The sequence below is a fragment of the Methylobacterium sp. CM6247 genome, assembly GCF_054817925.1.
Window position 1 is genome coordinate 2,204,800 of record NZ_JBTXKX010000003.1, and the last position, 16,480, is coordinate 2,221,279.

Below are 16,480 nucleotides of genomic sequence, written 5' to 3' on the forward strand. Positions count from 1 at the left end.
AGCGAGATGACCAGCCCACCGCCCCTCTTCGATACGGCCCTTGCCCGTCTCCGCCTCCTGCGCGCCATCCGTGCGGGCTATGCCGATTTCCTGCTGGCGCGACTCGCCGAGGATCTCGACGATCGTCTCGCCGCGGTGCTGCGCCCCTTTCCCGAGGCGCTCGACCTCGGGACGCCGAGTTCCGCCCCCGCCCGCCGTCTTCTGCGCTCCGGCCGCGTCGGCGCCGTCACCCGTGTGGCGCCACTGGCCGAGGCCGGCGATGGTCTCGCCGTCGCGGTCGGCGATCCGGAGGCGCTGCCGCTGGCGGCGTCCCGTTTCGATCTCGGCCTGTCGCTGCTGGCCCTGCAGCACGTCAACGATCTGCCGGGTGCGCTGGCCCAGTTGCGGCGGGTGTTGAAGCCCGACGGGCTGTTCGTCGGCTGTCTCCTCGGCGGGCGCACTCTCACAGAACTGCGCCAGTCCTTCGGGCAGGCCGAGGTCGAGATCGAAGGCGGAATCAGTCCGCGCGTGGCGCCCTTCGCCGAGGTGCGCGAGATGGGCAGCCTGCTCCAGCGCGCCGGCTTCGCCCTGCCGGTGACGGATGTCGACACGATCACCGTGCGCTACGCCGATCCCTTCGCCCTGATGCGCGACCTGCGCGCCATGGGCCTCACCAACGTGCTCATCGAGCGCCGCCGTACGCCCCTGCGCCGCGATACCCTGATGCGGATGGCCGCGATCTATGCCGAGCGCTTCGCCGATCCCGACGGGCGCTTACGGGCGACGTTCGAGATCCTGTGGCTCTCCGGCTGGGCGCCGCATGAGAGCCAGCAGAAGCCGCTGAAGCCCGGCAGCGCCAAGTCCCGTCTCGCCGACGCCCTGGGCGTTCCCGAGATCACGCCCGGCACAACCAGCGATTCCTGAGGAGACTACGATCAAACAGCCCGGCCCGGACCATCCCATCACCATCGAGACGAGCCCTCTGCGCGTCCGCGTCATCCTCGCCGGCACCGTGATCGCGGAATCCGGAGCCGCCCTCGTCCTCCGCGAGGCGGCTTACGGGCCTGTCTATTACCTGCCCCGCGCCGATGCGCGCTGGGAGCATTTCACCCGCTCGGCGCGCAGGAGCCACTGCCCCTACAAGGGCGAGGCCAGCTACTACACGCTGACGGTCGGCGACACGGTTCGGGCCGACGCAGTCTGGAGCTACGAGACTCCGTTTCCCGCCGTCGCCGAAATCAAGGATCATCTCGCCTTCTATCCCGACAGGGTCGACGCCATCGAGGTGAGCTGAGTTCCGTCATACGCGGGATTGTCCAGCCTTCTCCCAGAAGGCCGATTTCCGCCCGTGCGCCTTGCGTAACGCGTCGCGATAGGCGGCGTGGTCCGGCGTGAGGTCGCCCGGTTCGAGGCGCTGCGCCAGGGTATCGAGGGTCAGGAGGTGGCGTGCGCCGTAACCGTAGGCGCTGGAGCGGCCCTTGCTCAGCATGTCGTCGATCATGCAGCGGTAGAGCAGGCTCGCCGCCTTCGGGCTCGCCTCTTCCAGAGCCTCGGCCGCGGGAGCGAGGATCTCATAGCGGTTGCCGTCCCATGTCGCGGCCTTGTCGATGACGAGGCGCGCAGCACGGTCGCGCTTTGGCCAATGCACGAGGAAATGCAGGGCGCGGTAGGGATCGTCGTGAGACGCCGCATGGTCGAAGGCACGCTCCAGCGCCTCCTCGTCCTCGAAGTCAGGGAGCTTGGCGACGTAGTCGCGCAGCATCTCGCGGTCGAGACGGGCTTCGAAACAGGCCCAGCGCTTTGCCTGGGCCTCGTCCCTGCGGCCGAGAGCGTCGAGGATGCGGATTTCGAGGGAGGCCCGCTCACGCTGGGGGGCGTCCGGGTCGAAGCTTCCCGTCAGCATCTGCTCGCGGGTGACGACGACGATTCCGCGCTTCTGCGGCCGTCCGATCCAGTCGAGGGCCTCGGCGGCGCGGTTCGCCGAGAGCAGACGCTCCGCCACGGCCATAGTGTTGGGATGATCGGGGGAGATCGCCTGTTCCAGGGCGATGAAAGCCTCGACGTCGCCGCGCCGGTCGGCCAGGGCCTGTCGCATCCGCAGCAGGCGCATGCGCTCCATCTTCCGGTCCCAGCCCTGCGTGCTGAAGGCGGCCGAGCGGGTTGCCGGCTTGCCCGATGCCTTCGGTTCCGGCGGCGTCGCCGATGCGAGGGCCGCGTCGACCGGCGCCAAGGCCGTATCCGGCAGGCCCTCCACCACCGTGAGAAGCAGGGCATCGAGGATGCCGAACCCGTCCGTCTCGAGGAGCGGCACCAGTCTCACGGCCAATTGGGCGGCCTCGGCCGGAGGGAGCCGAAGCGCCAGATCGGCGGCGGCATGCGTCGCCCGTTCGTAGACGCCCGCCACCTGACCGCTGGAATCGTCGACGCGCTCCAGCACGCCCTGCGCCCCGCCCAGGAAACGGATCAACCGGTTGAGGGCGGCGTCCACGTCGAGAGGAGCCAGTTCCGAGACGATGGTGGAGATCGTGGCGTCGAGATCGGCGGCGAAGCTACGCCGTTTCTGCCAGTCGATGTAACCGTGGGCCCGTTCGAGGGCGGTCAACCGTCTGTCGATCAGGGCGGCGACGGCATCGGGTCCCTGCAATCCGGCGATCGCGGCGGTGACGAGCTTCTTGAAGGCGGGGTTACGCGCGGTCTCGTCGAGGACGAGGCCGATCAATCGGTCGAGCCCCAGCGGCGCCAAGGTCTCAGGCGACGGCGTGGTCTTGCGCGTGACGCGCTTCGGCTTCTCCGCCGCGACCGCGCTCGGCTTGGGGGCCGTCTTTACCGCTGCCTTGCGCGCCATGCTTTCCGTCTCCCGCCTCCGACGGACAACCTGTGGCGGCAGGGTGCAGCCATCAAGGTCCGAGGAGATCGACCAGGAACGGGATCAGCGGCGCATCGGCGGACGGCATCGGCTGGTCCTTGAGTTCGCGCGGGCGCACCCATTTCAGCGCCTGCCCCTCCATGGAACGGGCCATGCCCTCCCAGCGTCGGCAGACATAGAGCGGCATCAGCAGGTGAAAGTCGGGATAGGCGTGGCTCGCGAAGGTCAGCGGAGCAAGGCAGGCCTCCTTCACCTCGATCCCGATCTCCTCGCGCAATTCGCGAATCAGGGTCTCCTCCGGCCGCTCTCCCGGCTCGACCTTGCCGCCGGGGAACTCCCACAACCCAGCGAGCTGCTTGCCCTCCGGGCGCTGGGCCAGGAGAACGCGGCCATCCGTATCCACCAGGGCGACCGCCACGACGAGGAGGATGCGGAACGGAGGCGGCGTCACGGCGGAGTCTTGTGTCACGGCAGGATCGCGAAGCTGGCCGAGACCTCGGCACTCGTCTCGATCGTGCCCGCCGCCAGCGGCACCGGCACGCCGGAGCGTTTGGACCGCATCGGGGCCGCCGCCATCGCCATCGGCATCCCGCCGCCCTGGGGCGTTGTCTGGATCAGCAGGGGCGCTCCGAGCTTCACGCCGGCGGCCTCGGCGAGGCGTCCCGCCTGCGCCATCGCATCCTTCATGGCCGCTACCTGTACGGAGGCCTCCGCCGCATTCGGATCCTTCAGGCCGAACGCCACGCCCTCGATCCGGTTGGCGCCCGCGTCCAAAGCCTTGCGCATCAGCTCGCCGAGCTTGCCCATATCGGAGAGGCGCACCCGCACGCTATTGGCGGCGCGGTAGCCGTCCGGCTTCTCGGTGGTGCTGCCGTCGGGCTGGCGTACCTCCCGCGTCGCCTGGGTGAGGGTGACCGCCGTCGTGCCGATATCGCTCTCGCCGACGCCAAACCCGGCCGACAGCGTGATGAGCGCGCGGACGACACTGCTCGCTCCGTCGAGGGCGGCAGCGGGCGTCGCGCCCTTGGCTTCGATCCCGATCTCAACCGAGGCGAAATCCGGTGGTGTCTCGGCGCGGGCGCGGCCGGTGACGACGATGCGGCTCTCACGCTTGTCGTGCTCGTCCGCCCATGCGGGAAGCACCAGGGCGGCGAGCAGAACGGATGCGACGGCGATCCGGAACCGGCGCGGAGCGCGCTCGGACGAGCGGCTCATGAACGGTAATCCCCGTTGATCTCGATATAGCCCTTGGTCAGATCACAGGTCCAAACCCGCGCCGTGCCATTGCCCAGGCCGAGATCGACCGTCACGGCAACGTCCGATTCGCGCATGACGGCGCTCGCTGCCGCCTCGCTGTAATCCGGGTCGCGGGCGCCCTCGCGGGCGACACGGACGTCGCCGAACCAGATCGCGAGGCGATCGCGGTCGGCGGGCTCGCCTGCCTTGCCCACCGCCATGACGACGCGGCCCCAATTGGCGTCCTCCCCGGCAATGGCCGTCTTCACCAGGGGCGAATTGGCGATGGACATGGCGATGCGGTGGGCCGAGGCATCGTTCGTCGCGCCCTTCACGTTGACGGTGACGAACTTGCGCGCGCCCTCGCCATCCTTGGCGACGAGCTGCGCCAGCTCGATGAGCAGATCGTCCAGCGCCGCGCGGAAACCCGACAGGCGGGCGTCGCCCGGATCAGTCACGGGTGCGTTGCCGGCGGCTCCGGTGGCGAACAGCATCAGCGTGTCGGAGGTGGAGGTGTCGCCATCCACCGTCACGCAGTTGAAACTCGTCTGCGTGCCGGCGCTCAGAAGGGTCTGGAGCACGACCTGCGGCAGGGCCGCGTCGGTGAAGACGAAGCTCAGCATCGTCGCCATGTCGGGCGCGATCATGCCCGCGCCCTTGGCGATGCCGTTGATCGTCACCGTTGTCCCGTCGATCGTCGCTGTGCGCGTGCCGAGTTTGGGGAAAGTGTCGGTGGTCATGATCGCCTGCGCCGCCGCCGCCCAGGCCGCTGGGCCGGTCTCGGTCCGGGCCGCGCAATCGCTCAGCACACCTTCGAACTTGGTCGCGTCGAGGGGCTCGCCGATGACGCCGGTGGAGGCGATGAAGACCTCGTCGGGCCGGCATCCCGCCGCCTCGGCACCGATCTTCGCGGTGAGTTCCACGGCGTCCCGTCCACGCGCTCCGGTGAAGGCATTGGCATTGCCGGAATTGACGATGAGGGCGCGGGCGCCTTCCCTCGCCAGGGCTTCGCGGCACCAATCCACCGGTGCGGAGGGGCATCTCGAGCGGGTGAACACGCCCGCCGCCTGTGTCCCCGGCTGCAACGCCAGATAGAGCACGTCGGTGCGCCCGGAATAGCGGATGCCCGCCTGCGCGGTGGCGATGCCGACGCCGGCGATGGGCGGCAGGTCCGGCACGGATTTCGGTGCGAGGGGCGAGACGGGGGGAGTTTTGGCGGATGACATCAGTCGGTCGGGCTCCGGCAATCCGCCGCTATCGATTCTCTGGCGGCGCGGCGGTGTTGCATCGCCCACCGCCGCCACGTCAACACCGGCGGGCGCATTCGAGGGAACAGTCAAGCTCCTCGGGGATTTCCTGTATCCGACGCGACGGACATCTGCGGACGCCTTGTCCTGCAGTGCAAACGTGTCCTACGATGACGCGTCGCACAGAAGATACGTGCTGGAACCGGCTTGAGCCGATCCAGGCGCGCCCAGGCGGAAACGAGGAGTTTCGACCATGGAACCGACGGCTTCCACCGGTGGAGCCTACGGCGTTCAGGTTCTGATCGCTGGACGACAGAAGCACTGGCGCGACGAGGTGGCATCGCAGATCCGGCGTGCCGGATACGCCGCCACGACCGTCGATTCCGGCGTCGATGCGATGACGGTTCTGGCCCTCGGCCTCCCGGTCGACGTGCTCGTCACCGATATCAGCCTCAAGGGCGAGTTGTGTTCGACCAAGCTTGTCCTCGAAGCGCGCGCCCTTCGGCCCGACCTACGGATCGTCTTCGCCAACGAAGCGCCGCGCGACCCTCTGCCCGAGGTGATCGAGGACGGCCATGACGACGTCTACGTGACGAACGAGGTCAGAAACGACGCGGTCGCCAGCACCGTGCGCGAGGCTCTCGGAAACCGAGATTGACCTTTAGGACTCTTCCGATCGGGTAACGAGAAGGGCGGCCGAGACATCACTGTCTCGGCCGCCCTTCTCGTTACATCGCCACGGCTCCAAGGCACGCTATGCCGGCGTGCCTTCGGCGTCAGGGAGCCGTCTTGGTTTCCGCCGGCTTGGCGTCGGGCGCCCTCGTCTCCGTCGACTTGGTGTCGCCGGAATTGGGCTTGGCCTGACCGAGATAGACATATTCCGGCGCGGCGCGGAGCTGGTCCTTGTTGGTGTCGATCGTCGCCTTCATCGCCTTGTCGTCGACTCGGGCGAGCTTCAGGGCGCTCGGATCCACCGCCACGTATTTCGTGCCGATGCCGAGGAATCCGCCGACGCCGACGACCCAGGCTTTGATCGTGCTGCTCTCGTCGAGAACGATGTCGGCGATCTCGCCGATCGTCTCGTTGGCGCCGTTCTGGATGGTCAGGCCGATCAGCTTGGAGGTGACCCGGTCGGACGGCGCCTGTGCGACGAAGGTCGGACGCAGGTCGTTGTTGAGAGTGGCGGGGGCCGCCGGAGCCGGAGCCGAGCCCGCATTCTGCGGATCCGCCGTCTGAGCACCGGCAATCGACGCTCCAGCGAAGACGAGGGGCGTTGCGAGGGTCGCTGCAAGCAACAGGATGCGCATAGGGGCGTGTCTTTCCGCTCTGGGTTCGGTGGTCGAACTCGGTCCTCGCTCAAGCTGAGCCCTTGCGAAAGGTTCCACCCGCGATGCACCCGATAGTGGACAGTCCGGATCGCCGGACTAGTTTCCGTCAGGGCGAAAGCGGGCCGATTCCAGCCTCTGTCCGCCCAGGGAGCGACCCCCGATGACCCTACTTCGCCGACAGGCCCTGTTTCTTCTCGGCAGCGTCATCGCAACCGGTGCGCGCGCCGCGACCAGCGAGGGCAATGCGAGGGCCTTCGCCTTCGAGAAACCGGAAGGCGGGCTGATCGCTCTCAAGGATTTCGCGGACAAGCCGATCCTCATCGTCAACACCGCCACCGCCTGCGGCTTTGCCGGGCAGTTCTCCGGGCTTCAGGCTCTGTGGACGCGCTTCGGCGGGCGCGGCCTCACGGTGATCGCCGTGCCGTCGCCGGATTTCGGCAATCAGGAGCCCCTCGACGGCGTTGCCATCGCCGAGGCGGCCCGCCGGAATCACGGCGTCACCTTTCCGGTCGCCGCCAAGACCCATGTGCGCGGGCCGCAGGCCCATCCGTTCTATCGCTGGGCCGCCGCCGAGAAGCCCGGTTCCACGCCGAACTGGAACTTCCACAAATACCTCGTCGGCCGCGATGGCGGCCTCGTCGGCGCCTATCCCTCGTCGGTGGAACCCAACGATCCGCGTATCGTCACCGCCATCGCCGGTGAGCTGAGCCAGAGCTGACGCTCCATGGGCGCGTCACCGAGGGATGTCGCGGGGTGGGAGAAACGAATCGGCCCGCTCAGGTCTCACGACGCGCCGCCGCCCCTCTCCGCCCGGTAAGCGTTCATAGGCGGGGTGGCTGCGGGGTGGAGCGGCCGAGGGGTAATTCGACGCGAACGGATTGGCCGGCACGCGATCGGGGCTCCCGAACAGGCTTCCGCCCGATTGGGCAAAGGCCTCCGGACAGGCGAGAACCGCGCAGATGGACGCAGCAGGCAGGAGAAGGCGCATCGCCGGATCTTTCGCATTCCGTTGGGTCGTTGACGCCATAGCCCGGCTTCCCACATCCGGCGAGGCCCACAGGATGGGCCGTAATCCGCCGGCCCGGAAGGAAGACAGAGATGGACCCTCACGAATTCGAGCATGACGGCACACGTTACGAGGTGCATTTCGAGCGGGTGGTCGAGGGCTGGATCTGTAGGATTCTCCGGGAAGGGGGAGACACCGCCCATATCATGGCGTTCCCTGACGGAATCGGCTTCGACCAGAGAGAGGTCCGGGAGTCTTTGATCGCGGGTTGTGAGGCCGCCGTGGACGTCCTGGACCCCATTCCACCCACCCGGCACTGATCCCACGACGGAACCTCGGACAGCCCCGCTCCGTTCGCCATGCCAAGCACGTGGCGCAAGAACGCAGGCGCCGTGAGGAGGAACCAGCATGTCCGAGATCACCTATCGCATCGTCGAGCACGATGGCGGCTTCGCCTACAAGGTCGGCGACGTCTTCTCCGAGACCTTCCCGAGCCACGACGAAGCGCTGCAGGCCGCCCAGGCCGCCGCTGCCGAACAGCAAGTGCCGGGCTCCACCGAGGGTATCCGCTACCAGGACGGCAAGGGCGACTGGCACGACGAAACAGCTCAGGGCAACGACCGTCCCACGGCGAAGGTCGTCGATTAATTCACGCTCAACTCACGCCGGTCTCGTCCTGTCGTGGGACGGGACCGGCACGGATTTTCGGTCGACTCGCTCTGAGGCCGCTGCCTCAGCCCTGACATTAATGCTTGCCGCTCAGCCGGTTTTGGCGACCGGCTGTTTTTCGGTGGCGCTCCACTGCGCGGCCGCCACGTATCTCGTCGGGCCTCCTTCGCCGTTGCCGTTCTTACCGCTGTGGCAGGTTCGATTCCGGCCGGTGCCTTTTGCCTCGTAGAGAGCCATGTCGGCCGCTTCGACCAGCGCTACGGCCGTGGCGGCGTGGCCGCAGCTCGTCGCCACGCCGATGCTGACGCTGACGAAGCCGAGGTGATCGTTCCGGTTTCCGTGAATCAGGCCCTTCTCCGCGATGCTGCGGCGGAACCGTTCCGCGACCCCATAGGCCTCGTCGGGATCGCTGGTGTGCATCAGGACTGCGAATTCCTCGCCACCATAGCGGCTGACGAACGCACCCGACCCCGCAGCCGTCTTCGCCAGCAGGGCGGACACTTCACGCAGGCACGTATCGCCGGCGCCGTGGCCGTAATGGTCGTTGAACAGCTTGAAATAATCGACGTCGATCAGCATCACGGCGAAATGCCGGCCTCCGAGGCTCGCTTCCCAGAACTCGGAGAGCTCGCGCGCAAAAGCGCGCCGATTGGCGATGCCGGTAAGCGGATCGGTGGTGGAAAGATGGGCGAGGGTCGTGTTGTCCTCGGCCAGGCGCTTGGCGCGCAAGCTTTCCCGCAGGTTGACCAGGTAGTCACGCCGGTTCGCGGCTTCGATCTTGTAGGTGGCGACGAGGCTGAAGAGGATGCCCGTCATCATGTCGAGGCCGAGGACGCCGCCCACCGGCGCTGCGATGTCCGGCTTCAGATACAGTCCCGCCGCCACCGCGATGGCCGTGATACCCGACAGGAAGCAGGCCCAGAAGAACCGCAGCGGCAGGGTGATGTTGGCGAAGAGCACACTGAGCCAGATCGTCGCCGTGGTCAGCGAGACCAGCGGACCCGTTCCCATCCAGAAAATCAGGATGGGGATACCGGTGGCCGCAAGCATGCCGATACCGCTGATGGCTTCCCGAACCGGTCCGGTGACTCGTCCTACCGCCCAGATGATCAGAAGAGCCAGCGGCGTCATCGCCAGAGCCCGCAACCCGACATTGAGAAGGGCGAGGTCCGGCGTCGTCACGAAACCCGCGACGTTGTAGACGTGGAAGACCACCATGCCGAGGACGATCGTGTAACGGATGTCCCGGACGCGCTTCTCGCGCGTGTCGTACTCGAAACGCGCTTCGAGCTCGGATTCGAAGGCGAGTTTGAGGGTCCTGGCACGCAACTGCCTATCGATGGCGCTAAGCAGGCGCATGTCTTTACCGGCACCGGGAAAATCGGGTGCCAGAGTTCCGCCTGCACTAAGCCGGCGTACCGGTCTTTCACTCACGCGATCCGCCCACGGCTCAAAGTCGTTCGCCCCGAATTCATTGTCGTCCAAGCCTCAGACAGCACCGTCTTCAACCTCGACATTGCCGTTCGGTCGCATCGTCACGTCGATAATAACGCCAATACGCATTATGATCCCTAACAGTGCTGAACCCCCTTGAAAAAGATCGTTCAAATTCGAACGATCTTGCATGCAATCCCGGGGAAATTTCCACATTGCCGGAAGCCGGATGCGCAAGGGGCATTTGCGCTTTGCACCCGACCTCGTGCATCTCGCTAGGAGTCCCCTGCCGGCCGATGGCGCCAGGTGGGGTCGTCACGTTCGGAGATAGCCTTGCCGCCTCGTCAGACCGACCATGAGATCGATCCGCTCTTCGTCGAGCGTCGCTCGCCCCGCGCCTTCACCGGCGAGGCCGTGCCGGAAGCGGAATTGCTGCGGATGTTCGAGGCTGCCCGATGGGCGCCGTCCGCGTATAACTCGCAGCCCTGGCGCTTCCTCTACGCCCTGCGCGACACGCCCGATTGGCAGGTTTTCTTCGACCTGATCGTGCCCGGCAACCAGAAGTGGGTGAAGGATACCGGCGCCATCGTGATCCTGGTGTCGAATACGCAAATGAAGGTCGGCGACGAGCTCAAGCCGTCCTGGAGCCATTCCCTTGATGCCGGCGCGGCATCCGCGAACTTCCAGCTCCAGGCGATCCGCCAGGGCTGGCACGCGCACGGAATGACCGGGTTCGACCGGGAGCGTACGATCACGGCCCTGAACGTGCCGGAGACCTACCGGGTCGAGGCCGCCTACGGCGTCGGCCGTATGATCGAAGCGGGCAATCTCACCGAGGAGCAGACGGCGAAGGAGAGCCCGACCGGCCGTCGTCCGATCACGGATTTCGTGTTCGCCGGCGGATTCAAACCCACTGCGGCGTGAGGTCTCCGCCGTGCTGAAACCGGCTTCCGATTACGATGCCCTGGTGTCGGGCTTCGCCTGGGACATCCCCGAGCGGTTCAATATCGGCGTCGATGTCTGCGACCGCTGGGCCGGGATCGAGCCGGGACGCGCGGCGATCCACGACGTCTCGTCGTCGGGGGCGGTGACGACGACGACATTCGGAGGCTTGCGCGAGGCGTCGAACCGCCTCGCGCAAGCCCTCGTCGGGCTCGGCCTGCGCCCCGGCGACCGCATCGGTGTGCTTCTGCCCCAATCAGCCGCCGTCGTGGTCGCCCATGCCGCCGCCTACAAGCTCGGCGCCATCGCCCTGCCGCTGGCGGGCCTGTTCGGCCCGGAGGCGCTGGAATACCGCCTGTCGGATTCCGGCGCCGCCGCGCTCATCACCGATGCGGCCGGACTGGCGAAGATCGAGGGCATCCGCCATGCCCTCCCGGCTCTGGCCCATCTCATCTGCCTCGACGGTGCCGTCGGCGGAGCCCTCGCCTATGCCGATCTGATCGCATCCGCTCAGGACCGCTTCACCGCCATCGACAGCAGGGCCGACGATCCGGCCCTGATGATCTACACGTCCGGCACGACCGGCCTCGCCAAGGGGGCGCTCCACGCCCATCGCGTGCTCCTCGGCCATCTGCCGGGCTTTGCCATGATGCACGACTTCCCCCCCAAACCCGGCGACCTGATGTGGACGCCGTCCGATTGGGCCTGGGCGGGCGGTCTCCTCAACGCGGTCCTGCCGAGCCTGCATCACGGCGTGCCGGTGGTGGCGCGGGCCGCCGCGCGCTTCGCGCCGGAGACGGCCCTGGCGCTCATCGCCGAACTCGGCATCACCACGACCTTTTTGCCGCCCACCGCCCTCCGGATGCTGCGCGGCGTGCCCGACCCGCGCGGACGCTTCGATCTGTCCCGGCTCCGCAACATCGCCTCGGCCGGCGAGGCGCTGGGGCCCGAGACCTTCGAATGGGTCCGTAGTGAACTCGGCCTCACCATCGGCGAGGCCTATGGCCAGACCGAGTGCAACCTCGTTCTCGCCTCCTGCAAGACGGCCGGCATTGCGCGCGCCGGCTCCACCGGCCGCCCGGTTCCCGGTCACCGGGTGATGATCCAGCGCGCCGACGGCAGCGAGACGGCGGTGGACGAGCCCGGTGAGATCTGCGTCGCCCGGCCCGACCCGGTGATGCTCCTCGGCTACTGGAATCAGCCCGAAGCCACCGCCGCGAAGTTTCGCGGGGAATGGATGCTCACCGGGGACACCGCCCGGCGGGATGCGGACGGCTACGTCCATTTCATTGGCCGCGAGGACGACCTCATCACCTCGGCGGCCTACCGCATTGGCCCGGTGGAGATCGAGGATTGCCTCCTGCGCCATCCGGCTGTCGCTTCCGCGGCGGCGGTGGGCAAGCCGGACCCGCTCCGCACCGAAATCGTCAAGGCCTTCGTGGTCCTGCGTGAAGGGTTCGTCGCGAGCGAAACCCTGGCCGACGAGATCAGGGCCTTCGTCCGCTCGCGTCTCTCGGCCCACGAATATCCCCGTGAGATCGCCTTTCGCGAGTCCCTGCCGATGACGACTTCGGGCAAGATCATCCGGCGGCAGTTGCGCGACGAGAGCTGAGGCTCATCGACCGCGCGCAGGAGGGACCGGCACGGTCGCTTCGACCGTCGTCGGCGCGATCACGCCCGGCGCTGGCAGGCCGAGGAGGAAGGCGAGATCGGGCGCGGCGCCCTCCGCGAGAAGATCGGCGAGCGTGTACCGGTCCAGCACCGCGAGGAAGGCGGCGAGGGCCTCGCCCAGCGCCTTCCGGAGTCGACAGGACGGGGTGATCGCGCAGGCCCCGTTCGCGAAGCATTCGACGAGGGCCAGATCCTCTTCCGTCTGCCGCACCACGGCGCCGACCACGATCTCGGCTGCGGGACGGGCGAGTCGCAGGCCGCCGCCGCGACCGCGCGTGGTCTGGACGAGGCCGATCCGGCCGAGCTGATGCACCACCTTCGTCAGATGGCTTTCCGAGATCCCGTAGGCGCGTGCGATCTCGGCGATCGAACTCACCCGGCTCTCGTTCAGCCCGAGATAGATCAAGGTGCGCAGTGCGTAGTCGGTGTAGCGGGTGAGGCGCATTTCACCCTCCTACAGGGTTTTAAAGATACATTCCGCTTGCATCTTCTAAAACACATCGGCGATAAGGTTCATATAAATTGAACCTTTGGAGCCTGTCTTTGTCCCAGCCCCTGGCGCCCGCCACCATCGCCCTCATCAAGGCCACCGTTCCGGCCCTCGAAGCCCATGGGCTCACCATCACGAAGCGGATGTACGAGCGCCTGTTCCGGGACGAGGCGATGCGCGCCCTGTTCAACCAGTCGCATCACGGCGAGACCGGTTCGCAGCCGAAGGCGCTGGCCCTGGCGGTGCTCGCCTATGCGCGCCACATCGACGATCTCGGCGCGCTGAGTGGCGCGGTCGAGCGGATCGCCCAGAAGCATGTGGCCCTGAACATCCTGCCGGAGCATTATCCCTTCGTGGCGGACGCGCTCCTCGGTGCGATCCAGGACGTGCTCGGCGATGCGGCCACTGCGGAGATCTGCGCCGCATGGGGGGAGGCCTACTGGTTCCTGGCCCATATCCTGATCGGCCGCGAGGCGGAGATCGCGCGCGACCTCGCACACAAGCCCGGCGGCTGGAACGGATGGCGGGACTTCGTCGTCGAATCGGTGACCGAGGAGAGCGAGACGATCCGGTCCTTCGTGCTGGCGCCGCGCGATGGCGGGCCGGTGCTGCGTCACGAGCCCGGCCAGTATCTCGGTATGCTCATCGACCTGCTCGGCCAGGGCGTGCTCAAGCGCAACTACTCGATCTCCTGTGCGCCGAACGACCGGGCCTACCGCATCACGGTCAAGCGTGAGGAGCGGCCGGGTGAACCGGCCGGGATCGTCTCCAACTGGCTGCATGCGGAGGCAAAGCCGGACACTGCCCTGCGCCTTGCGCCCCCCGCCGGCGATTTCTTCCTCGACCGTTCGACGAAAACGCCCGTCGTCCTCGTCAGCGGTGGTGTCGGCCTCACGCCGATGCTGAGCATGCTGGAAACGCTGGTCGAAACAGGGGCCGACCGGCCGGTCTGGTACGTCCACGGCTCCATCAGCGGGCGCTTCCATGCGATGCGCGAGCACGTCCGTGGCTTGGCGGCCCGAGCGCCGAACATTGAGGTCCGGACGTTCTACGCCGTGCCGGAGGACGGAGACCGCCAGGGCATCGATTACGATGCCGACGGCCTGATCACGGCGGATTGGCTGGCACGGGAGACTCCGCTCACCGAGGCGACCTACTATCTGTGCGGCCCCAAGCCGTTCCTCGCCTCCCTCGTCCACGGCCTCGCCCGGCACGGCGTTCCGGCCGAGCGAGTGCGGTTCGAGTTCTTCGGCCCCGCCGACGAACTCGTGGAGGAGCCCCGTCAGGCGGCCTGAGATTAGGCAGGCCTCAGGACGAATCAGGGGCTGGGCGGGGCGGCCCCGTCCCTGGCTTCCTGCAATCGGCGAACCCATTGCCAGAACGGGTCGTCGCTCGCCTTGGCGAAACTGTCCGGCGGTGTCGGCACGATCTCCGAGACCGTCCTGGGTATCGTCACGCCGTAGGTCGTCGTCAGCCAATCCCGGAAGGGCGGGTTGTCGACCTCCATCTCGTAATCCGGTTCGTCCTCCGGCTCCGCCTCGGGATGCGCGAGCCCGGTCCCCAACTCGTTGTGCCCGATGGCCAGAAGCCGCAGGAAATCGAGCGGGGTCCGTCCGAGCACGCAGAGACCATCTCCCTCTGAACCGAGATGGACGATGCGCTGATATCCCTCGTCATCGAGCCAGAAAGCCGCGTAGGAACCGTCCGCGCCCGTCCGGGCGAAGGGGATCAGGCGCGCGGCAGTGTCCGGGTTTCCGAACCAGCCCTCGGCATAGGAGCGGGCCTCTTCCTCACGCTCGACCCGGAACAGAACGACCGCGCCGCGGTAAGGCGCCTCCAGCGGCTGAAGCGTCCCGAACCTGTCGCCGGGCACACGCTGGCTTTCGTGCAGAAGGCCCCGCTCCTCGATCCAGTCGAACAGCGAGGCGATCTCCGGCGGCAGCGTGAAGCCGGCCGGCAGGCGCGCGCGCATCTCGTCGGTGAAGCGTCCCATCTGCTTTCTCCTTCCCGTCCCGCTATCCCAATCCCAAACCGGCGCAGCCTGGAACACGTATAAAGACATCTTTATGTCTTGATTGCTTCGCGCCGGTTCGCCTGCTATAGGCCTCGCCATAACGACGCGAGAAACGGAGAAGCGACCCCATGGCCCAGGATTACATCGTCAAGGACATCGGTCTGGCCGATTACGGCCGCAAGGAAATTTCCATCGCCGAGACCGAGATGCCGGGCCTGATGGCGACGCGCGAGGAATACGGTCCGTCGCAGCCGCTGAAGGGCGCGAAGATCGCCGGCTCGCTGCACATGACCATCCAGACGGCCGTGCTGATCGAGACCCTGAAGGCGCTCGGCGCCGACATCCGCTGGGTCTCGTGCAACATCTACTCGACGCAGGACCATGCCGCCGCCGCCATCGCGGCCGCCGGCATCCCGGTCTTCGCCATCAAGGGCGAGACGCTCACCGAGTACTGGGATTACACCTCCAAGCTGTTCGACTGGCATGACGGCTCGATGCCGAACATGATCCTCGACGATGGCGGCGACGCCACCATGTTCGTGCATCTCGGCCTCCGCGCCGAGAACGGCGACACCGCCTTCCTCGACAAGCCCGAGTCGGAAGAGGAAGAGATCTTCTTCGCGCTCCTGAAGAAGAAGCTCGCCGAGAAGCCGAAGGGCTGGTTCGCCGGCCTCGCCGATTCGATCAAGGGCGTCTCGGAAGAGACCACCACGGGCGTGCACCGCCTCTACAATCTCGCCAAGGAGGGCAAGCTGCTCTTCCCGGCGATCAACGTGAACGACGCCGTCACCAAGTCGAAGTTCGACAACCTCTATGGCTGCCGCGAATCGCTGGTCGACGGCATCCGCCGCGGCACCGACGTGATGATGGCCGGCAAGGTCGCCATGGTCGCGGGCTTCGGCGATGTCGGCAAGGGCTCGGCCTCGTCGCTGCGCCATGCCGGCTGCCGCGTGTTGGTCTCGGAAGTCGATCCGATCTGCGCCCTCCAGGCCGCGATGGAAGGCTACGAGGTCGTGACGATGGAAGATGCCGCGCCCCGCGCCGACATCTTCGTGACGGCGACCGGCAACAAGGACATCATCACCCTCGACCACATGCGGGCGATGAAGGACCGGGCGATCGTCTGCAACATCGGCCATTTCGACAACGAGATTCAGGTCGCCGGCCTGAAGAACATGCAATGGTCGAACATCAAGCCGCAGGTGGACGAGATCACCTTCCCCGACGGCCACCGCATCATCCTCCTGTCGGAGGGACGCCTGGTGAATCTCGGTAACGCCACGGGCCATCCGTCCTTCGTGATGTCCGCCTCGTTCACGAATCAGACGCTGGCCCAGATCGAGCTCTGGACCAACCCCGGCAAGTACGAACGCCAAGTCTACACCCTGCCGAAGGCCCTCGACGAGAAGGTCGCCATGCTCCACCTCGAGAAGATCGGCGTGAAGCTCTCGAAGCTCCGCCCCGACCAGGCCGCCTATATCGGTGTCTCCGAGAACGGCCCGTTCAAGCCCGACCATTACCGCTACTGACACCGCTTCCGGGAGCCGGCGCTGCCGGACCCTTGTGAGCGACATCGAAGAAAGCCCGGCCTCGCGCCG

General features: G+C 67.0%; 18 protein-coding genes. 10 read left to right on the forward strand and 8 right to left on the reverse strand.

The window, feature by feature from the left end; all coding sequences use genetic code 11:
- Nucleotides 1–6: 6 nt before the first annotated feature.
- Together ACYQOP_RS11230 and ACYQOP_RS11235 are read left to right on the forward strand one after the other, a co-directional pair.
- On the forward strand, nucleotides 7–903 hold the full coding sequence (locus ACYQOP_RS11230; protein WP_461222408.1) for a methyltransferase domain-containing protein: 897 nt from the start codon (nucleotides 7–9) through the stop codon (nucleotides 901–903).
- Between the two features lie 10 nt (nucleotides 904–913).
- A complete protein-coding gene (locus tag ACYQOP_RS11235) occupies nucleotides 914–1,273 on the forward strand; it encodes a DUF427 domain-containing protein (protein ID WP_419952424.1) in 360 nt (119 codons plus the stop codon).
- 6 nt (nucleotides 1,274–1,279) lie between these two features.
- Here the strand turns inward: ACYQOP_RS11235 and ACYQOP_RS11240 are convergent, their stop codons facing one another.
- Genes ACYQOP_RS11240 through argJ form a run of 4 tightly spaced genes read right to left on the reverse strand, consistent with a single transcriptional unit; the run spans nucleotide 1,280 to nucleotide 5,307 of the window.
- Nucleotides 1,280–2,824 (reverse strand): DUF6880 family protein, encoded by a 1,545-nt coding sequence (locus tag ACYQOP_RS11240; protein WP_461222409.1) that lies wholly within the window; start codon nucleotides 2,822–2,824, stop codon nucleotides 1,280–1,282.
- 52 nt (nucleotides 2,825–2,876) lie between these two features.
- Entirely contained in the window at nucleotides 2,877–3,314 is a 438-nt protein-coding gene (gene mutT, locus ACYQOP_RS11245) for an 8-oxo-dGTP diphosphatase MutT (RefSeq protein ID WP_461222410.1), read from the reverse strand.
- Nucleotides 3,311–4,060 (reverse strand): SIMPL domain-containing protein, encoded by a 750-nt coding sequence (locus ACYQOP_RS11250; protein WP_461222411.1) that lies wholly within the window; start codon nucleotides 4,058–4,060, stop codon nucleotides 3,311–3,313. Before ACYQOP_RS11250 ends, mutT begins: the two co-directional genes overlap by 4 nt.
- On the reverse strand, nucleotides 4,057–5,307 hold the full coding sequence (gene argJ, locus ACYQOP_RS11255; RefSeq protein WP_461222412.1) for a bifunctional glutamate N-acetyltransferase/amino-acid acetyltransferase ArgJ: 1,251 nt from the start codon (nucleotides 5,305–5,307) through the stop codon (nucleotides 4,057–4,059). The genes ACYQOP_RS11250 and argJ overlap by 4 nt, the downstream gene beginning before the upstream one ends.
- Before the next feature lie 274 nt (nucleotides 5,308–5,581).
- On the opposite strand from argJ, the gene ACYQOP_RS11260 reads away from it, so the two are divergent.
- Nucleotides 5,582–5,986, forward strand: a complete 405-nt coding sequence (locus ACYQOP_RS11260) for a response regulator (RefSeq protein WP_056429052.1) — start codon at nucleotides 5,582–5,584, stop codon at nucleotides 5,984–5,986.
- A gap of 118 nt (nucleotides 5,987–6,104) precedes the next feature.
- Here the strand turns inward: ACYQOP_RS11260 and ACYQOP_RS11265 are convergent, their stop codons facing one another.
- Nucleotides 6,105–6,635 carry a PRC-barrel domain-containing protein gene (locus ACYQOP_RS11265; RefSeq protein ID WP_056429055.1) on the reverse strand — a complete coding sequence of 177 codons (531 nt, stop codon included), beginning with the start codon at nucleotides 6,633–6,635 and terminating at the stop codon, nucleotides 6,105–6,107.
- 181 nt (nucleotides 6,636–6,816) lie between these two features.
- On the opposite strand from ACYQOP_RS11265, the gene ACYQOP_RS11270 reads away from it, so the two are divergent.
- The 3 genes from ACYQOP_RS11270 (at nucleotide 6,817) to ACYQOP_RS11280 (ending at nucleotide 8,310) form a co-directional block, all read left to right on the forward strand.
- The gene (locus tag ACYQOP_RS11270; RefSeq protein WP_419952428.1) at nucleotides 6,817–7,374 is read left to right on the forward strand and encodes a glutathione peroxidase; all 558 of its coding nucleotides are present in this window, start codon (nucleotides 6,817–6,819) and stop codon (nucleotides 7,372–7,374) included.
- A gap of 380 nt (nucleotides 7,375–7,754) precedes the next feature.
- On the forward strand, nucleotides 7,755–7,982 hold the full coding sequence (locus ACYQOP_RS11275) for a hypothetical protein (RefSeq protein ID WP_461222413.1): 228 nt from the start codon (nucleotides 7,755–7,757) through the stop codon (nucleotides 7,980–7,982).
- A gap of 88 nt (nucleotides 7,983–8,070) precedes the next feature.
- Nucleotides 8,071–8,310, forward strand: coding sequence for a hypothetical protein (locus ACYQOP_RS11280; RefSeq protein ID WP_018042095.1), 240 nt, complete (start codon nucleotides 8,071–8,073; stop codon nucleotides 8,308–8,310).
- A 111-nt stretch (nucleotides 8,311–8,421) separates the two neighbouring features.
- On the opposite strand, the gene ACYQOP_RS11285 is transcribed toward ACYQOP_RS11280, so the two are convergent.
- Complete coding sequence (locus tag ACYQOP_RS11285; protein WP_461222414.1) at nucleotides 8,422–9,690, reverse strand: GGDEF domain-containing protein; 1,269 nt, start codon at nucleotides 9,688–9,690, stop codon at nucleotides 8,422–8,424.
- A 408-nt stretch (nucleotides 9,691–10,098) separates the two neighbouring features.
- Here ACYQOP_RS11285 and ACYQOP_RS11290 point away from each other — a divergent pair, with 408 nt between their 5' ends.
- Complete coding sequence (locus ACYQOP_RS11290; RefSeq protein WP_210348604.1) at nucleotides 10,099–10,689, forward strand: nitroreductase family protein; 591 nt, start codon at nucleotides 10,099–10,101, stop codon at nucleotides 10,687–10,689.
- A gap of 10 nt (nucleotides 10,690–10,699) precedes the next feature.
- Complete coding sequence (locus tag ACYQOP_RS11295; protein ID WP_461222415.1) at nucleotides 10,700–12,319, forward strand: AMP-binding protein; 1,620 nt, start codon at nucleotides 10,700–10,702, stop codon at nucleotides 12,317–12,319.
- Between the two features lie 3 nt (nucleotides 12,320–12,322).
- Here ACYQOP_RS11295 and ACYQOP_RS11300 read toward each other — a convergent pair whose 3' ends face one another.
- Nucleotides 12,323–12,823, reverse strand: coding sequence for an Rrf2 family transcriptional regulator (locus tag ACYQOP_RS11300; RefSeq protein ID WP_461222416.1), 501 nt, complete (start codon nucleotides 12,821–12,823; stop codon nucleotides 12,323–12,325).
- Nucleotides 12,824–12,921: 98 nt separating this feature from the next.
- Here ACYQOP_RS11300 and hmpA point away from each other — a divergent pair, with 98 nt between their 5' ends.
- On the forward strand, nucleotides 12,922–14,163 hold the full coding sequence (hmpA, locus tag ACYQOP_RS11305; RefSeq protein WP_461222417.1) for an NO-inducible flavohemoprotein: 1,242 nt from the start codon (nucleotides 12,922–12,924) through the stop codon (nucleotides 14,161–14,163).
- A 23-nt stretch (nucleotides 14,164–14,186) separates the two neighbouring features.
- Here the strand turns inward: hmpA and ACYQOP_RS11310 are convergent, their stop codons facing one another.
- The gene (locus tag ACYQOP_RS11310; protein WP_461222418.1) at nucleotides 14,187–14,861 is read right to left on the reverse strand and encodes a hypothetical protein; all 675 of its coding nucleotides are present in this window, start codon (nucleotides 14,859–14,861) and stop codon (nucleotides 14,187–14,189) included.
- A 149-nt stretch (nucleotides 14,862–15,010) separates the two neighbouring features.
- On the opposite strand from ACYQOP_RS11310, the gene ahcY reads away from it, so the two are divergent.
- Nucleotides 15,011–16,411, forward strand: a complete 1,401-nt coding sequence (gene ahcY, locus ACYQOP_RS11315; RefSeq protein ID WP_018042100.1) for an adenosylhomocysteinase — start codon at nucleotides 15,011–15,013, stop codon at nucleotides 16,409–16,411.
- Nucleotides 16,412–16,480: the final 69 nt, after the last annotated feature.

What these genes read in the sequence shown, in the direction of transcription:
- ACYQOP_RS11275 (WP_461222413.1), top strand. Translation starts at nt 7,755, where the DNA reads ATGGACCCTCACGAATTCGAGCATGACGGCACACGTTACGAGGTGCAT.
- ACYQOP_RS11310 (WP_461222418.1), bottom strand. Translation starts at nt 14,861, where the DNA reads ATGGGACGCTTCACCGACGAGATGCGCGCGCGCCTGCCGGCCGGCTTC.
- ACYQOP_RS11260 (WP_056429052.1), top strand. Translation starts at nt 5,582, where the DNA reads ATGGAACCGACGGCTTCCACCGGTGGAGCCTACGGCGTTCAGGTTCTG.
- ACYQOP_RS11240 (WP_461222409.1), bottom strand. Translation starts at nt 2,824, where the DNA reads ATGGCGCGCAAGGCAGCGGTAAAGACGGCCCCCAAGCCGAGCGCGGTC.
- ACYQOP_RS11250 (WP_461222411.1), bottom strand. Translation starts at nt 4,060, where the DNA reads ATGAGCCGCTCGTCCGAGCGCGCTCCGCGCCGGTTCCGGATCGCCGTC.
- ACYQOP_RS11230 (WP_461222408.1), top strand. Translation starts at nt 7, where the DNA reads ATGACCAGCCCACCGCCCCTCTTCGATACGGCCCTTGCCCGTCTCCGC.
- ACYQOP_RS11300 (WP_461222416.1), bottom strand. Translation starts at nt 12,823, where the DNA reads ATGCGCCTCACCCGCTACACCGACTACGCACTGCGCACCTTGATCTAT.
- ACYQOP_RS11285 (WP_461222414.1), bottom strand. Translation starts at nt 9,690, where the DNA reads ATGCGCCTGCTTAGCGCCATCGATAGGCAGTTGCGTGCCAGGACCCTC.
- ACYQOP_RS11280 (WP_018042095.1), top strand. Translation starts at nt 8,071, where the DNA reads ATGTCCGAGATCACCTATCGCATCGTCGAGCACGATGGCGGCTTCGCC.
- ACYQOP_RS11270 (WP_419952428.1), top strand. Translation starts at nt 6,817, where the DNA reads ATGACCCTACTTCGCCGACAGGCCCTGTTTCTTCTCGGCAGCGTCATC.
- ACYQOP_RS11265 (WP_056429055.1), bottom strand. Translation starts at nt 6,635, where the DNA reads ATGCGCATCCTGTTGCTTGCAGCGACCCTCGCAACGCCCCTCGTCTTC.
- argJ (WP_461222412.1), bottom strand. Translation starts at nt 5,307, where the DNA reads ATGTCATCCGCCAAAACTCCCCCCGTCTCGCCCCTCGCACCGAAATCC.
- ahcY (WP_018042100.1), top strand. Translation starts at nt 15,011, where the DNA reads ATGGCCCAGGATTACATCGTCAAGGACATCGGTCTGGCCGATTACGGC.